The sequence below is a fragment of the Nitratireductor alexandrii genome (genome assembly GCF_004000215.1).
In the GTDB taxonomy this organism is placed as follows: Bacteria; Pseudomonadota; Alphaproteobacteria; order Rhizobiales; family Rhizobiaceae; genus Mangrovimarina; species Mangrovimarina alexandrii.
The window spans coordinates 1-12,760 of the sequence record NZ_RBVY01000012.1 but is presented as its reverse complement, the minus strand read 5'-3'; the positions used below and the strand labels follow the sequence as shown (position 1 = coordinate 12,760).

Annotated in this window: 10 protein-coding genes; 2 read left to right on the top strand and 8 right to left on the bottom strand. The window is 59.6% G+C overall.

Going from position 1 to position 12,760, the window contains the following annotated elements; all coding sequences use genetic code 11:
* Nucleotides 1-91 precede the first annotated feature (91 nt).
* The 8 genes from EP380_RS21135 to EP380_RS21100 form a co-directional block, all read right to left on the bottom strand.
* A complete protein-coding gene (locus tag EP380_RS21135) occupies nt 92-367 on the bottom strand; it encodes a type II toxin-antitoxin system RelE/ParE family toxin (RefSeq protein ID WP_127600589.1) in 276 nt (91 codons plus the stop codon).
* A complete protein-coding gene (gene relB, locus EP380_RS21130) occupies nt 354-653 on the bottom strand; it encodes a type II toxin-antitoxin system RelB family antitoxin (RefSeq protein ID WP_127600587.1) in 300 nt (99 codons plus the stop codon). The genes EP380_RS21135 and relB overlap by 14 nt, the downstream gene beginning before the upstream one ends.
* A 50-nt stretch (nt 654-703) precedes the next feature.
* Nucleotides 704-1,360 carry a DUF6927 domain-containing protein gene (locus tag EP380_RS21125; protein ID WP_127600585.1) on the bottom strand — a complete coding sequence of 219 codons (657 nt, stop codon included), beginning with the start codon at nt 1,358-1,360 and terminating at the stop codon, nt 704-706.
* A 99-nt stretch (nt 1,361-1,459) separates the two neighbouring features.
* A complete protein-coding gene (locus EP380_RS21120; RefSeq protein WP_127600583.1) occupies nt 1,460-2,053 on the bottom strand; it encodes a regulator in 594 nt (197 codons plus the stop codon).
* A 64-nt stretch (nt 2,054-2,117) separates the two neighbouring features.
* Entirely contained in the window at nt 2,118-4,091 is a 1,974-nt protein-coding gene (locus EP380_RS21115; RefSeq protein ID WP_127600581.1) for a ParB/RepB/Spo0J family partition protein, read from the bottom strand.
* Between the two features lie 462 nt (nt 4,092-4,553).
* On the bottom strand, nt 4,554-5,585 hold the full coding sequence (locus EP380_RS21110) for an IS110 family RNA-guided transposase (protein WP_127600579.1): 1,032 nt from the start codon (nt 5,583-5,585) through the stop codon (nt 4,554-4,556).
* A 206-nt stretch (nt 5,586-5,791) separates the two neighbouring features.
* On the bottom strand, nt 5,792-6,181 hold the full coding sequence (locus EP380_RS21105; RefSeq protein WP_127600577.1) for a DUF3768 domain-containing protein: 390 nt from the start codon (nt 6,179-6,181) through the stop codon (nt 5,792-5,794).
* Between the two features lie 89 nt (nt 6,182-6,270).
* Complete coding sequence (locus EP380_RS21100) at nt 6,271-7,191, bottom strand: ArdC family protein (RefSeq protein WP_127600575.1); 921 nt, start codon at nt 7,189-7,191, stop codon at nt 6,271-6,273.
* Nucleotides 7,192-7,532: 341 nt separating this feature from the next.
* Here EP380_RS21100 and EP380_RS21095 point away from each other — a divergent pair, with 341 nt between their 5' ends.
* Together EP380_RS21095 and EP380_RS21090 are read left to right on the top strand one after the other, a co-directional pair.
* Nucleotides 7,533-8,966, top strand: coding sequence for a DUF2235 domain-containing protein (locus tag EP380_RS21095; RefSeq protein WP_127600573.1), 1,434 nt, complete (start codon nt 7,533-7,535; stop codon nt 8,964-8,966).
* Between the two features lie 272 nt (nt 8,967-9,238).
* Complete coding sequence (locus tag EP380_RS21090) at nt 9,239-12,736, top strand: PIN domain-containing protein (protein ID WP_127600572.1); 3,498 nt, start codon at nt 9,239-9,241, stop codon at nt 12,734-12,736.
* Nucleotides 12,737-12,760 lie beyond the last annotated feature (24 nt).

Genomic DNA, 12,760 nt, shown 5'->3' with positions numbered 1-12,760 from the left:
GTCAGAGTGCGGGTCTGACAGGACAGGAAGCCCCCTTTTCGCTTTGAAAGCGCAAAAGGAGGCAGACGCCAAAGGGGCTACATCAACTCGCTCAGGGCCATTGCTGCGCTGCGTGCAAGACACGCAGGATCGCCACGAGGTCCGGGGTCTCGGCATAGACCACGATGTAGTTCGGGCGCACGACCATCTCGCGGGTGCCTTCGACGCGGCCCGCGCGGTACATCTGAGGATGCGCCGGAAGGCGGGCGACCTTGTCCTCGATTTCGTCCTTCAGGGCCTGCGCGGCGTCCGGGTTGTCGTCAGCGATATAGTCGATAATCGCAAGCAGGTCCGCAATGGCTGTGGCCTTCCATTCAAGACCCGGCACGTCGCTTCCCGTCGATCAGCGCCTGGGCGTCCTGCATGACCTGCGCATGGGGCGTTGCCGGGCGTGGATCGTCGAGGGCCTCCTGCACCTTGGCACGGAACCAGGCGTCATAGGCGTCGGGATCGGCGGTCAGACCCGCCGGCAATCCGCCTTCGGCGGCCACGCGCGTCAGCAGAATGCGCACGGCATCCGACAAGGTGAGACCGACGCCGGCGAGCGCATCGGAGGCCTGGGCCTTCAGCTGGTCGTCGACACGGACATGTAGCATGGATGTCTGGGCGGGCATGGTTCGGTCTCCTTTTGCAGATATATATGTATCTCAAATGAGATACGCTATCAAGACCCCCGCCCTTCGTAGAACTCGGCCAGCACGGGACTCGCCGCACCCTTCGCGGAGCCGAGCAATTCTGATCCGGCAAGCGATGCCTTCGAGAGTCGCACCAGTCCGCCCGTTTCCTCGATGCGGTAGCACCGGCGCTTTTGGCGTCCGCGCCGGTAGTGGGTGGCGGTCACGATCTGGCAGGTGCTGCCATCGGTCAGCGTGACGGACGCGGCCAGCTTGATCCTGTCGCCCTCGTCGTAGTCCGGGATCGCCGCCCAGTCCCGGCAGCGCTGGCGCCAGGCATGGGCATAGCTGCCCGGATCCTTCAGCTCAGAGAGGAGGTTGAGAAGACCGAGCGGCGCGCGCGATTCCACGGGCCCGGCGCTCTCCTCCATGTCCTTGTAGCCCCAGCAGCCCTCGTCGTAGCGCGTGAGGAAAACGGCCCCGAACGTGATCGACCCGTCGTCGTCGGTCACGTATGTCGCGTCTTCGACCGGCGAGCCGTCGAGGCTCGAGACCCTGGCAGCGGCGTACCAGGTCGACCCGACCTTGCAGGCCTTGAGCGGTACGGTCTTGCGGGTATCGCTCTGGAACGTGCAGAGCCGCGTGATCTCGGCCTTTTCATCGGCGTAAGTTTTGACGCGCCGGTCGGTGTAGAAGAGCCAACCCATCTCAGTGTCCTTTCTCTCAGAGGAAATGGTTTGTCGCCAATGTCCCGAGAGCGCGAAGCGCGGCAGGGTATTGGCGATGCGATCTTGAGAAAGGGCAGCTCAAGCTGCCCTCCGGTCGTCGAGTTCGATGAGCGCATCGAGCGGCACCCGGTAAGGCAGCATCTCGTCGAAATCCTCGCAGTTGCCTTGGTTCTGGACGATCGCCTCGGTGTCGGTGGCATCCTTGAGGATCACCCGGAAGGTCCCGCCGAGACCTGAGGGCACGTCGTAAACACCGCCGATCAGGTAGTCGGCGGCCCTGCGCGGGAAGACGCGGATGGTATGACCGTCCGTTGCCAGCCGGATGGTGTCGTGACCGCGGTCGATCAGCATCTGCACGTCGTCGAGAATGTCGGTGTAGAACTGACCGGTCAGATCGCGGAAGGCCGCCTGCCGGGCCGCCATCCAGTCCGGGTCACGGAACGGGTTGATGCCGTCGGCGAAGACGAAGGACGGATCGGCTTGCGCCGTCGTGACGATCCGTGTCGTCGTGCCGTCAATGCCGTTCGAGCGGAGATGAACGCCGGTGCCGACGATCAGGATCAGGGCGGGCTTGCCGACCGGTCCGTTCCAGTTCGGGAGGAAGGTCGAACAGCCGCGCGCATGCGCGATCTGGGCCGCGACGCGCGCGGCTGAAAAGGTGAGAAGGGACATGGGAGGATCCTCGTGTGGGGGGATGCGACCCGCACCGTCACTGCGGTGCGGGTCGGCTCAAGGGTCAGGCCGCGTTCGCGACCGCGGTTACGCCTTCGGGCGTCTCGGCCTCGGGCGCCTCGACCGGTTCGACGCCCGCCGTCTGCATCATCGGCGGACACCAGGACGCGACCGCCGTGCGTTGCGCCTCGGTGAGCGTGGCGAAGGGCTCGGCGAAGAGCTTGTCGCAGAAGGCGACGATCTCCTTCTTGCTCGACGAGGCGAGCGTCACGGCCTCCTGCGCGAGCCCGAGCTCCTCGCCGAGGATCTTCAGGAGCCAGGCCTTCTTGAAGCGGCCCCAGAGCGCCGCGTTCGGCGTCCAGTGCGCGCGGATGTCGGGCATCACCTCGATCTCGAAGGCATGCATGAGACTGTCGCTTCGCGGATCCCTGGCAAAGCACGACTGTGTCGTCGCCGCCGTCGCATAGGCGACCAGTTTCGCTTTCTCTCCTGCGTCGAGCTTGCGGAAGGCCGCGAACTGGTCGGCTGGCGACTTGGCCTCGTCCGCCCAGGAGAGATCGAGCGCGTCGTGGACTTCCGCCACCTGCTCGAGCGAGGTGCTGTCGATCTCGTCCATCTTGGCATGGCTGCGATATTCCTTCCGGGCATCGACCTTGATCGCGTGCGTCGCGCTCATGCCGTGACCCAGAACATCGGTGATGAGCTTGAAGAGCGTCAGGTCGAGCGTGGCCTCGGGATGCATCGCCATGGCGGCCCCGAGCGCCATCGCCCGTTCGATCTTGAGATCGTCGGTCAGGGAGGCCGGGTAGACGATCTCGTCGCAATCCTTCTCCTGTTTGTCGCCCGATGCGCCCGGCGCCTTGCCGGAAAGCTCAGATCTGTCCTCCGGACGCACGAGGCCGACATGCAGGGTCACCTGCCCGTTCGACCAGGACGCGATCACGCCGGAGCGCGCGAGATCCTCGGCGCTGTAGGCCTCCTGCAGGTCGCGGGCCTCGTCTTCGAGTTCGTCGACCCGCGCGTAGAGTGCCTCGTAGGCGTCTTCCTCGAGGCTCTCGTCCTCCATCTCGCGCTCGAGTTTTTCGAGCTCGCTTGTGATCTTGTCGAGGCGCTTCCGGCCCTTGGCATCCGGCTCGACCGGCCCCGGATAGACCCGGCCGTAGTCGGCCATTGCCGCGTAGTCGTAGCGGACCACCGCCTCGGCCCAGGCGAAGCCCGCCCTGGCCCGCTCGTCTTCGGCGGCGGCGGTCAGTTTCTCGAGCAGGATCGTCTCGACGAGGCCCGCGTCTTCCAGGACCGAATGCTCTTCCAGAAGATCGGCCGCGATCGTGCCACCGCGCGCCTTGTACTCTTCGCAGACGAAGGCGCCGATGTCGTCGCTGATCTGCACGCCGCGGGACTTCAGAGCCTGACGCACCGTATAGGCCTGCAGGTAAATGTCGTCCTTGGTGAGCGCCTCGAAAACCTCCTTCTGGACCGCCTGGCTCGGGTGATCGGCGAAGGCCTTCATCACATCGAGCGTGATCTGCTTTGCCCGCGCTGCAGCCCGGATGTCGGGATGGATGAGACCGTAGCGGAGACGGCCCTTTACGGCCGCCACGGTCGTGCCGAAGGTCCTGGCGATCGTCTCGGGCGTCTGCCCGTCAACTTCCATCATCCGGGCGAAGGCTTCGAACTCGTCGATCGCGCCCATGGGCTCCTGGGTGATGTTTTCGGCGAGCGAGAGCGCGGTGGTCACGTCGCAATCGTCCGGCACGAGCCGGCAGTCGATCTTCGTGCTCCTGGTGAACCCCTTGGCGCTCTTGTCGGAGACGAGTTCCTGAAGCGCCGCATGGCGCCGGCCGCCGGCGAGGACACCGAACCCGGTCGAGAGCTTCTGGACCAGGAGCGGCTGCAGGAGGCCGAGCACGGCGATGCTGGCCTTGAGATGGGCGATGTTCTCGGAGGCGTAGCTCTCCGGCGATTTCGCGCGCACGTTGGCCGGATGGGCCACGAGATCGCCGATGGCGACGGAAACGGGTTTGAGGGCTTGGGTCATGGTCTGTCCTTCTCTTGAGGGTCAGGTCTCCACGGGCGAGCCGCGGGACCGATCCCCGAGGTCGGGGACCAACCCGACAAAAGGCCCGCTTCCGTAATGGGGCGGGCCTCTGTCAAGGGTATCGGGCAAGTCAAGAACTCCGGCGAAGAACTCATTCTTCACCGGTTGTAAGACACAGATTCAAAAGCCTACTTTTTCTTTTTCACTGCAACCGCACGTCAGTACTTAAGGGTACCCCCTGTCCGGGCTTCGCTCTTCCGTCCGTAGTCAGCCATCGGCCGCCACTCTATGCCTGGTTCAATTCTGGTCCCTGGGTGCCCATCTTTCCCGCGTATTCAGCGCTAGCTGATAACCAGCGGGCCTGCGGCATCTCCAGGAACCTCGTCCCGGCAAGGGACCTCGACGTACCTGTAGTCAGGTGCAGCTCATACCTCCGTCTCGAAAAGCCTTGGAACGTCTCGCTCAGGCTATTGCGCCGGAGCTCTGCGTGTAGCGAAACGGCGTTCCGTCGATCCACATGCGGTGCAATACAACTCCAATTCGTCGAGCGAGAGCAATCAGGGCTCTCTTCGATCCGCGCCTGTGTGCGACTCTACGTCCCCAGGCCTGGAGCCAGTTCGGAGCGCCTCGATGCATCAGGATCATCGCCGCCTGATACAGAGCCGTGCGTAGGCCGCGATCGCCGGTTTTGGTGATCTGTCCTACGATATCCATTTCCCCCGATTGAGTGCGCCTCGGCGTCAAACCCGCCCACGGACCAACGTCTTTCGATCGCGCGAAGCGGGTCGGGTCATCGATCGCGGATCTTACGGTCAGAGCAACGATTGGGCCGACACCCGGCATCGTCGTCATCAGGCGGCATACATCGTCGTGCTTTGCCAACCCAGTGATCATCGTGTCCAACGCCGCCAGCTCGGCCCACAACTGCTCCCGGGCACGCAGAAGCGTCGACGCCGAGGCGGACAGGATTTTGTTCTCGGCAACCAGTTCTCTCACCCGGTCATCGTATCTGATGCGGGTGACGTGTCCGAGCTTCAGGCCAAAGTTCCTGAGAACACCTCTCATTGAGAGTTCGATGTTGATAATCGCCTGCTGAAGAGACTTTCGCGCCGTCAGCAAAGCGCGGATTTCCTGGGAGGACACGGATTTGCGGTGCACCGGCCGGTACCAACCCATTTGCAGCAGTCGCGCAATCCCCTGGGCATCGCGTCTGTCGGTCTTGATAGGCATTGCTTTCAAGGCGGCTTTTACCAAACGGGTTTCCATCAAGACGACGTCAAATCCGTCCTCTTCCATCCCCTTGCTCAGCCATTGGGATAGCGGTCCGGCTTCGAGCCCAATCGCCTCAATCTCATACGGCAGTGAGCCGATCGCGTGCACCAGGGCCTCAGGCTCGCTGGCCGCCTGCAATTCGTCGACAACCCTCCCCTGCGGCCCCAGCACACAAATCGCAGTGCTTGCCAGTGAAACGTCCAATCCGATAAATACATTCATGTCGTTGCCCTTCTATTCTCAGGAATTGAGGCGCATGGAGACATACGACCTCGTAGACGCGCTGCAGGCGCATCAAGGGCAACGGCACTTCAAGTCATCCTGACAGACAAGCGAAACGTGTTCGATTCGCCGACAGCCCCATTACGGCATCTTTCCCTCTTCCAGGGTCAGCGGGCCTCTCACTGCTCGGCAGGCGTCTCCTGCCCTTACCAGTCGTGCGCCATCATGATCGTCAGCACGCGGATGGTGGTCTCGGGATTGTCGGGTGCTTCCGCCCCGTAGCGGAAATCGGAGTCCGTTTCGTACAAGTCGATTTTCCAGAACACGGTCTCGCTCCGGATCGTCACCGCCCCGAAATCGTGCCAGCCCGCGGGATCGTTCTCGGGCGCGAAGGTGTCGAAGTCGCCCGTGGCCTTTACTGCCTCGGCCATGAAACCGTCACCGGCCTCCATGAGCGATCGGGTGACATGGAGGCGGCCCTGGATCGGCTGATCTGGCGCAATGCCGAGGCAGGCAAACCTGCGGAACGCGTCGTTCTGGGCGGCGATGACGCCGGCGTCGGGCGTGGGAGGCTCTGCGGGATCGGTGTGGTGCATGTGTCTGTCCTTTCCGGATGTGGGGAAACCACCCGACCCAGGGCCCTCTTTCTCTTTCGGCGCCGGGTCCGCCGAAACGGCTCACCGCTTCACGCGGCCCGCTCCCCCTGCCCCGCCTCCGAGGCAGCGACGAGGTAGTCGCAGGCGCGCTGCGCGTCCGCCGCATGCTTGAAGATCGCCCGCTTGTCGGAGCGGAGCACGTGGAGCCAGCTGTCGAGATAGGCCGCGCTCAGTTCCAGCGTATACGCGGAGAACCCGAGCTTCTGCCCGAGAAACACCGTGCAGAGCTCGGCCACGATCTCCTCGCGGGCATAGGCGGTGTTGCCGAACCGCGCGTCGCCGTAACTCCGGTTCAGACGATGCCGGGGTTTCGTCCAATGACCAAGTTCATGGCCCCAGACCGCGTAGAAGTTCCGCGGATCCTCGAAAAGTTCGATCGGCGGCATGTAGATCTTGTCGAGGGCCGGGACATAGCAAGCCTCGCGCCCCGAGAAACTGACCACGGCACCGATGGCCTCGAAGAAGGTCTGCATGTGCGGGATCGCCGCGCGTTCGGGATACACTTGTGCTTCTGGCGGGTCGGGATGGAATTTCGCATCGAGGCCCTCGATCTGGTCCGCGTTGAAGACCCGGTAGGATTTCATGAAGGGGATGGATTTGGCATCGTCGGCGTCCGCCTCGTCGTCGTGGGCATTGTTGTCACGCCCGCGCTCGGCGGTGCCGTAGTAGACGACGACGGAGGATTTCGAGCCCTTGATGACCTTGGCCTCCAAGGCATTCGCCTGCCTGAGCGTCATCCAGTAGGGCGAGGTGTACCCCGCCATCTGCGTGCGCATGGTCAGGAGAAAATTGTTGATACCCTGGTAGGGCTCACCGGTCTGCCGGAGCGGCACCGAACTGCCGCCGACGGTCCAGGGCTTGCGCCAGGGCAGCACGCCCCGGTCGATAATGCGGACGAGTTCGTCGGTGATCGATGCCGCGGCATCGAACCTGAATTTGGACTTGGCCATGAGTGGTCTCCAATGTCTGAGGGAGCGCGCGGGTCCCCGCGCGCAGATCGGAGAACGTTCACGTGAGGCCATACCTAAGCGGACAGCAGGCTCCGGCCGGAACCCCGCCCGACCCTTTCCCGCCTTCCCCGGATCCGACAGGACCGAGGGCCAGCTTTCACTTTCATCGACCGACGCCAATTTCTCGGTCGAATTGCTGATATTCCGGCTCATGGAGAGCGATGAACCCTCTTGCCTGAATCCATGAACGCACGGTGCAGAACAGGTTTTGGGCGGAAGCGTTGACGCATTGGACCGACTCTACGATACTAGAACAAATAATGAACAACAGGCCCGCGAGCATGCCCAAAAACATCCTCATCTTTTCCGACGGAACCGGCCAGGTCGGAGGGTTGCGACCCGACCAGCGACTCTCGAACGTCTACAAGATATACCGCGCGATGCGTCCCGGACCTTCCTCACCGATCGACCCGAAGGAACAGGTCTGCTTCTACGACGCCGGTCTTGGTGCGGGAGAGGTGGGCGGTTTCACGCTCCGGCGGATCAGGAACATCCTGTCGGCCGCTGTCGGGACCGGGATCGACGAAAATGTCATCGATTGCTACGAAAAGATCATCTCCTACTACGAGCCAGGTGACCGTATCCTGCTCTTCGGGTTTTCGAGAGGCGCCTACACTGTTCGTGCCGTTGCCAACGTGATGAACCTCTGCGGTGTCCCCACAAAGATGCCGGACGGATCGCCAGTTCCGCGCTTCGGTCCGAGACTCAGGAAGATCGCGAGTGACGCCGTAAACTTCGTCTACAATCATGGCAACGGTTACCCCCGTGGCCGGAAGCCCTACTATGAACGTCGCGAGGAACTGGGCCGCCGCTTCCGGCAAAAGTACGGAAGCTTCGTGCCGGGTGCGGACGAGGACGTTCAAGGCAATGTACAGCCTACGTTCATTGGCGTCTTCGACACGGTCGCCGCACTCGGGAACGCACAGGTAAGTCTTCTGGCCGGTGTCGTCGTGTTCGCGCTTTGCGCAGCCTTCGGCGCGGCACTCTGGTTCTCCTGGCCCTGGTATGTCTGGTTGCCGCTCCTCGGCCTTCTAGGTCTCATCGGATTCTGGTACGCGAAGCTGAAGTGGTCGCAGTGGAAGTACTTCTCACCAGACGAGATGAAGCCCCTCAAGCTGTCCCGTCTCTCCGATTGGCCCTCGATCTGGAAATACGGTCACTACGCCAAGTGGAACCTGGAGAACTATGATCAGTGGCTCGATTCCGATGTCGGCCACGCTCGTCATGCCCTCGCAATAGACGAGCAGCGCAAGAACTTTCCCCGTGTGAAATGGGCGATGGCGGCAGAAGCGAAGAAGACTGAAGGCCGCAACCCGCCGTGGTTGAAACAGGTCTGGTTCGCCGGTTGCCACAGCGACGTTGGCGGCAGCTACCCGGAACCGGAGTCCCGTCTCAGCGACATCGCGCTAGGATGGATGCTTGAAGAACTGAAGGAATGCGTGCCTGACGTCCAGATTAACGACAACAAGCTCTATGTCATGTCGGATCCGACAGGCATGCAGCACGAGGAGACATTCATGTTCGCGTATGGTCCAATCCGGCGCCGGTGGCCGGTTGCGCCGCGCGAAGTGAGCGCCGCTTTCCCTCTCCATCCATCAGTCATCGAGCGCCTCGAAGCTGCGCTGGTTTCGCATGTCGGAGAAATGAGGCCTTACAGGCCCGATCAACTCCGTGACCATCCATCCGCGAAGTCTTACTTCGATGATGGAGAGTGAGCAGAATCTCGGTGTGATCGGTGTTGATAGGGTGGGCCATTATCGTTACTGCTTGGGCAGCACACCCCGCCGGTTCGTGCTAGAGACGGCGCAAGCTCGAGCGCGCCGATGTTCCTGATGTGCTATTGCACTGACACTCCGCGGCAGCCATCAGTCAGCTGATCAATGTGTGTCATTCACCAATATCTGGAATTCACGCCGTGGTTGTGTAGTTGCTATGAGACTTCGCGCACCATATATTGTGGCCTCTAAAGCAAAACACCGCATGATACGTGAGAAACATCGGTTTTGAGGCTACCGTGACTTTATCTAATCGTTCGCTTCCAAAACCAGAGACATGGCAAGAATTCGAGCATCACGCATGGCTCCTGTTCCGCTCCGAACTCAAAGACCCAGCGACCGAGAAAAACGGTCGGCAAGGACAGTCACAGCATGGCGTCGATGTGTATGGGCAACGAGACGGGGAGCATTGGGTGGGGGTCCAGTGCAAACAGAAGATGGACGAAGGGGTTTCCGAAACTGAACTTCGAGAGGAGGTTGAGAAAGCGAAGTCGTTCGAACCAAAAATTTCTGAGTACATACTGGTCACTACCGCGAGACGCGACGCGAACATCCAGAAAGTCGCAAGAACGATAACAGACGAACTCAAAAAAACTGACCACGCATTTTCGGTATCGGTCTGGGGATGGGACCAATTTCAAGAGCACGCTTCGCAGCACTCAGATGTTTGGGAAAAGATCGACCCAACATGGGACCCCTACACCAAGACCGAACTTGAAAAAATCAGAGTTTCCATCGAAGAACTCCGACAAGAAAGAGCTTCTGCATCTCTACCTGACCCGCGAAGTGAGGTTCGGGCGCCCGCCTTTGATGCTCGGTTGGAAAACGAAAGCTCCCCTCTGCACACGAAAATCACCATCTTTGTTGAGATGGTTGAAAGTGGAGAAGTGGACGCTGGTCGGAATCGATTGGCCAATCTGCGAGAAAGTGAATGGGAAACCGCGTCTCCTTCCGAGAAGTACAGAATTCTCATCGGGCTCGCGTCGTCGGCGCTCAAGGTCGGTGATGATACTGAAGCGTTTTCTCTAATCGACCACGCCTTTGATATTTGTCCTGACCACAAATCGGCCAAACGTAATCTCGCAACTTCGAAGCTTCTGAGAGGTGATTACGGGAGAGCTGCTGAACTGGCGCAAGAAGCATTTGACACTGATACAACTGATGAGGTTGCGGCTACCGTCTTGATCCAAGCTCGCAGCTTCGACCCGAGCGCAGAACTCTTGGCCGGACTGCCTGACGACCTTTTGGCGCGCCCTTCTGTCAAAGCTGCGCACTGTCAGGCCATGCGGAATCGTGACGACCCGACGTGGACTAAGCTAGCAATCGAGGCGTACGATCTCGACCCGTCAGACGAACAGACTCGATTGAACTGGGCAGACGCGGTGCTAGAACTTGAGATCCGTGGCAATGCGGCCAGTGCGCAGGGCGGAAACACCGACTTTCCCAAGTTCGCAGATCTAAATTTGGCGGCGGACTATCTCGCGCAGGCCTGCATATCGAGACGCTCCAGATTTTCGATGGCAACCATACACAATGCAGGGGTCGCATCGAGACTTGTCGACAAGATTGACCAGGCAAAACAGGTTCTGGAAATTGGGCTTGAGAAGCATCCGCAGGATAGCGCACTTGGGTTGCAGTTGGCCATCATTGCTCATGAAGAACGAGATTTTGGTCGGATCTTAGAACTTCTCGATCCGGCGAGTGACCAGCCGGAAATAATTTCGCTGCGGATCGAGGCCTGCGCTCGAACCACTGGGCCAGAAGAAGCCTTGGAAAAGGTTGAAGCAGTAGATTCTTCGAAATGGAGTGAAGAGCACAGGTTAATGCTCTTATCCGCCGAGCTGTCCGCACTCTCTATTTCCGGAGATTGGGCAACGGCCGTCCAAAGATGCGAGCGCGCGGCAGAAGAGTTTCCCAACTCAATACGCGTTAAGATATTGCAGGCGCGGGTTCTGCGGATCAGTGGAAATGAGGAGCTGGCAAAGGCCAAGGTCACAGAAATTATTGGCGACCTTCCATCTGCTGTGACGATGGCGGAGCGAATAGAGCTGGCGACCGAATGCAGATTCCTTGAGTGCTTCGATCAAATCTCAGAGCTTCTTGACGGTTACGTTTCTTCGCAGCACGACAGCGAGGCACTTCGCTTGCTTTTATCCGCGCTGGTGACAAGTCAAAGGCATAGAAAAGCAGTAACTCTGATGGAGGAGTTTCCTCCGGAACTCTCGGAGAATGTTTGGTTTCTGAGGGCTCGTGCTATTCTTGCGGTCAACTCCGGCGCGTCTGACGTCGAGAAGCACCTTGATGCGTATTTGCGTGCAGAATCCGACGATCTGGAGATGCAGATAACCAGAATGGGACTGTGGCAACTCCAAAACCGCTTGAAGGAGATTCGAAACAAACTCCGTGCTTTCGAGAAAAAGATCCCCGATGGGAACAGTCTCGAGCGCATGCGACTTTGTCATTTGGCGGTACAGTACGGAAACAAGAAGTGGGGAGTAGAAACTGGTTATCAGGAGCTTATCGCAAACTGGGACGATCCAGCGGTACATCTTGCCTACCAAGGGTTGATATTGATGTACGATGGCCTTGAAGATGCCATCCCCGAAACAGAGACGATCCAAGAGAACTGCGTTTTCGAAACCAAGTCGCACGACGGTCTGCGTCGCGCACGAATTGAAGAGAAGAACGCCCACAATTTCGAGGCTGAACGGCACTCACCTTCAAGCGACTTTGCCAAGGCATGCCTTGGTAAATCTGTCGGCGAAAAGTTCACGGTCACAACTCAGTACGAGAGCATCGAATTCGAAGTTCTTTGGATCAAACCAAGGGCGGTCGATTTGTTGCATCGCTCAATGGAGGAGTTCAACAAGCGGTTCCCGATGAACTCGGGCATGCAGCGTGTCTCAATTGATTTCGAAAGTGACCGTCCTCTTGAAGGAATGGAACGCATCGCAAAGGCAGCACATGATCGCGACCAATCCATCCTTGATAAGTACGCGAAGAACGCGCTTCCGTTCTGCTTCATTGCGGAAGCACTAGGTAAAGACCCCATTGATGGCTGGGCTGGCCTTCCAGGCGTTGGGATACAGCCCCGGGTGTGCATTGGCAGCCTTGAGGAACGAAACTCGGCAATCACCCAGATTCAGTCCAAGTCGTTGAAAGGGTGCGTGCTCGATCCGATAACTGCCTCGCTAGCATCAGACTTCCATCTGTGGACGGTTCTTGCGGAGATTTGCGGGCCAGTTCATGTTACCCAATCAACGTTGGAATTACTGGCAAAGCGGGAGATAGAGGCCCAAAACAACATTGACCGACAAACGGGGATGTCAACCTGGCAAGGCGGGCGTTTGGCGATTATCGAGATAACCCCCGAGCAAAACAGGGCTGCATATGAGGACAAGAAGCGACAACGCGAAGACATACTAGCCAACTGTAAGGTGGCCACCGCAGTTCCACCTGTCGATCTGGAGGGACGAAATTTTGAAGTCTCTCAAATGCTCGGTGCATCGGCGAGAGACACAGTGTTCGCCGCAGCAGGAAGCGATCTTTTGCTTGTGTCAGAGGACCAAGGCTTGCGGCAATGGGCTGGGACTTCATTCGAAGTTTCTGCGACTTGGCTTCAACCAATCATGCTTCTGGCCAAGGATCGTGGGCTGGTATCGATCGAGGATTACACGAAGTTTATCGTAGATTGTGTTGATTGCCACTGAGAACTGACCCGGCGTGGCCTGATA

Coding starts and splice junctions, on each gene's coding strand:
- relB (WP_127600587.1), bottom strand. CDS start 653: ATGCCCGCCCAGACATCCATGCTACATGTCCGTGTCGACGACCAGCTG.
- EP380_RS21105 (WP_127600577.1), bottom strand. CDS start 6,181: ATGCACCACACCGATCCCGCAGAGCCTCCCACGCCCGACGCCGGCGTC.
- EP380_RS21110 (WP_127600579.1), bottom strand. CDS start 5,585: ATGAATGTATTTATCGGATTGGACGTTTCACTGGCAAGCACTGCGATT.
- EP380_RS21115 (WP_127600581.1), bottom strand. CDS start 4,091: ATGACCCAAGCCCTCAAACCCGTTTCCGTCGCCATCGGCGATCTCGTG.
- EP380_RS21095 (WP_127600573.1), top strand. CDS start 7,533: ATGCCCAAAAACATCCTCATCTTTTCCGACGGAACCGGCCAGGTCGGA.
- EP380_RS21125 (WP_127600585.1), bottom strand. CDS start 1,360: ATGGGTTGGCTCTTCTACACCGACCGGCGCGTCAAAACTTACGCCGAT.
- EP380_RS21100 (WP_127600575.1), bottom strand. CDS start 7,191: ATGGCCAAGTCCAAATTCAGGTTCGATGCCGCGGCATCGATCACCGAC.
- EP380_RS21120 (WP_127600583.1), bottom strand. CDS start 2,053: ATGTCCCTTCTCACCTTTTCAGCCGCGCGCGTCGCGGCCCAGATCGCG.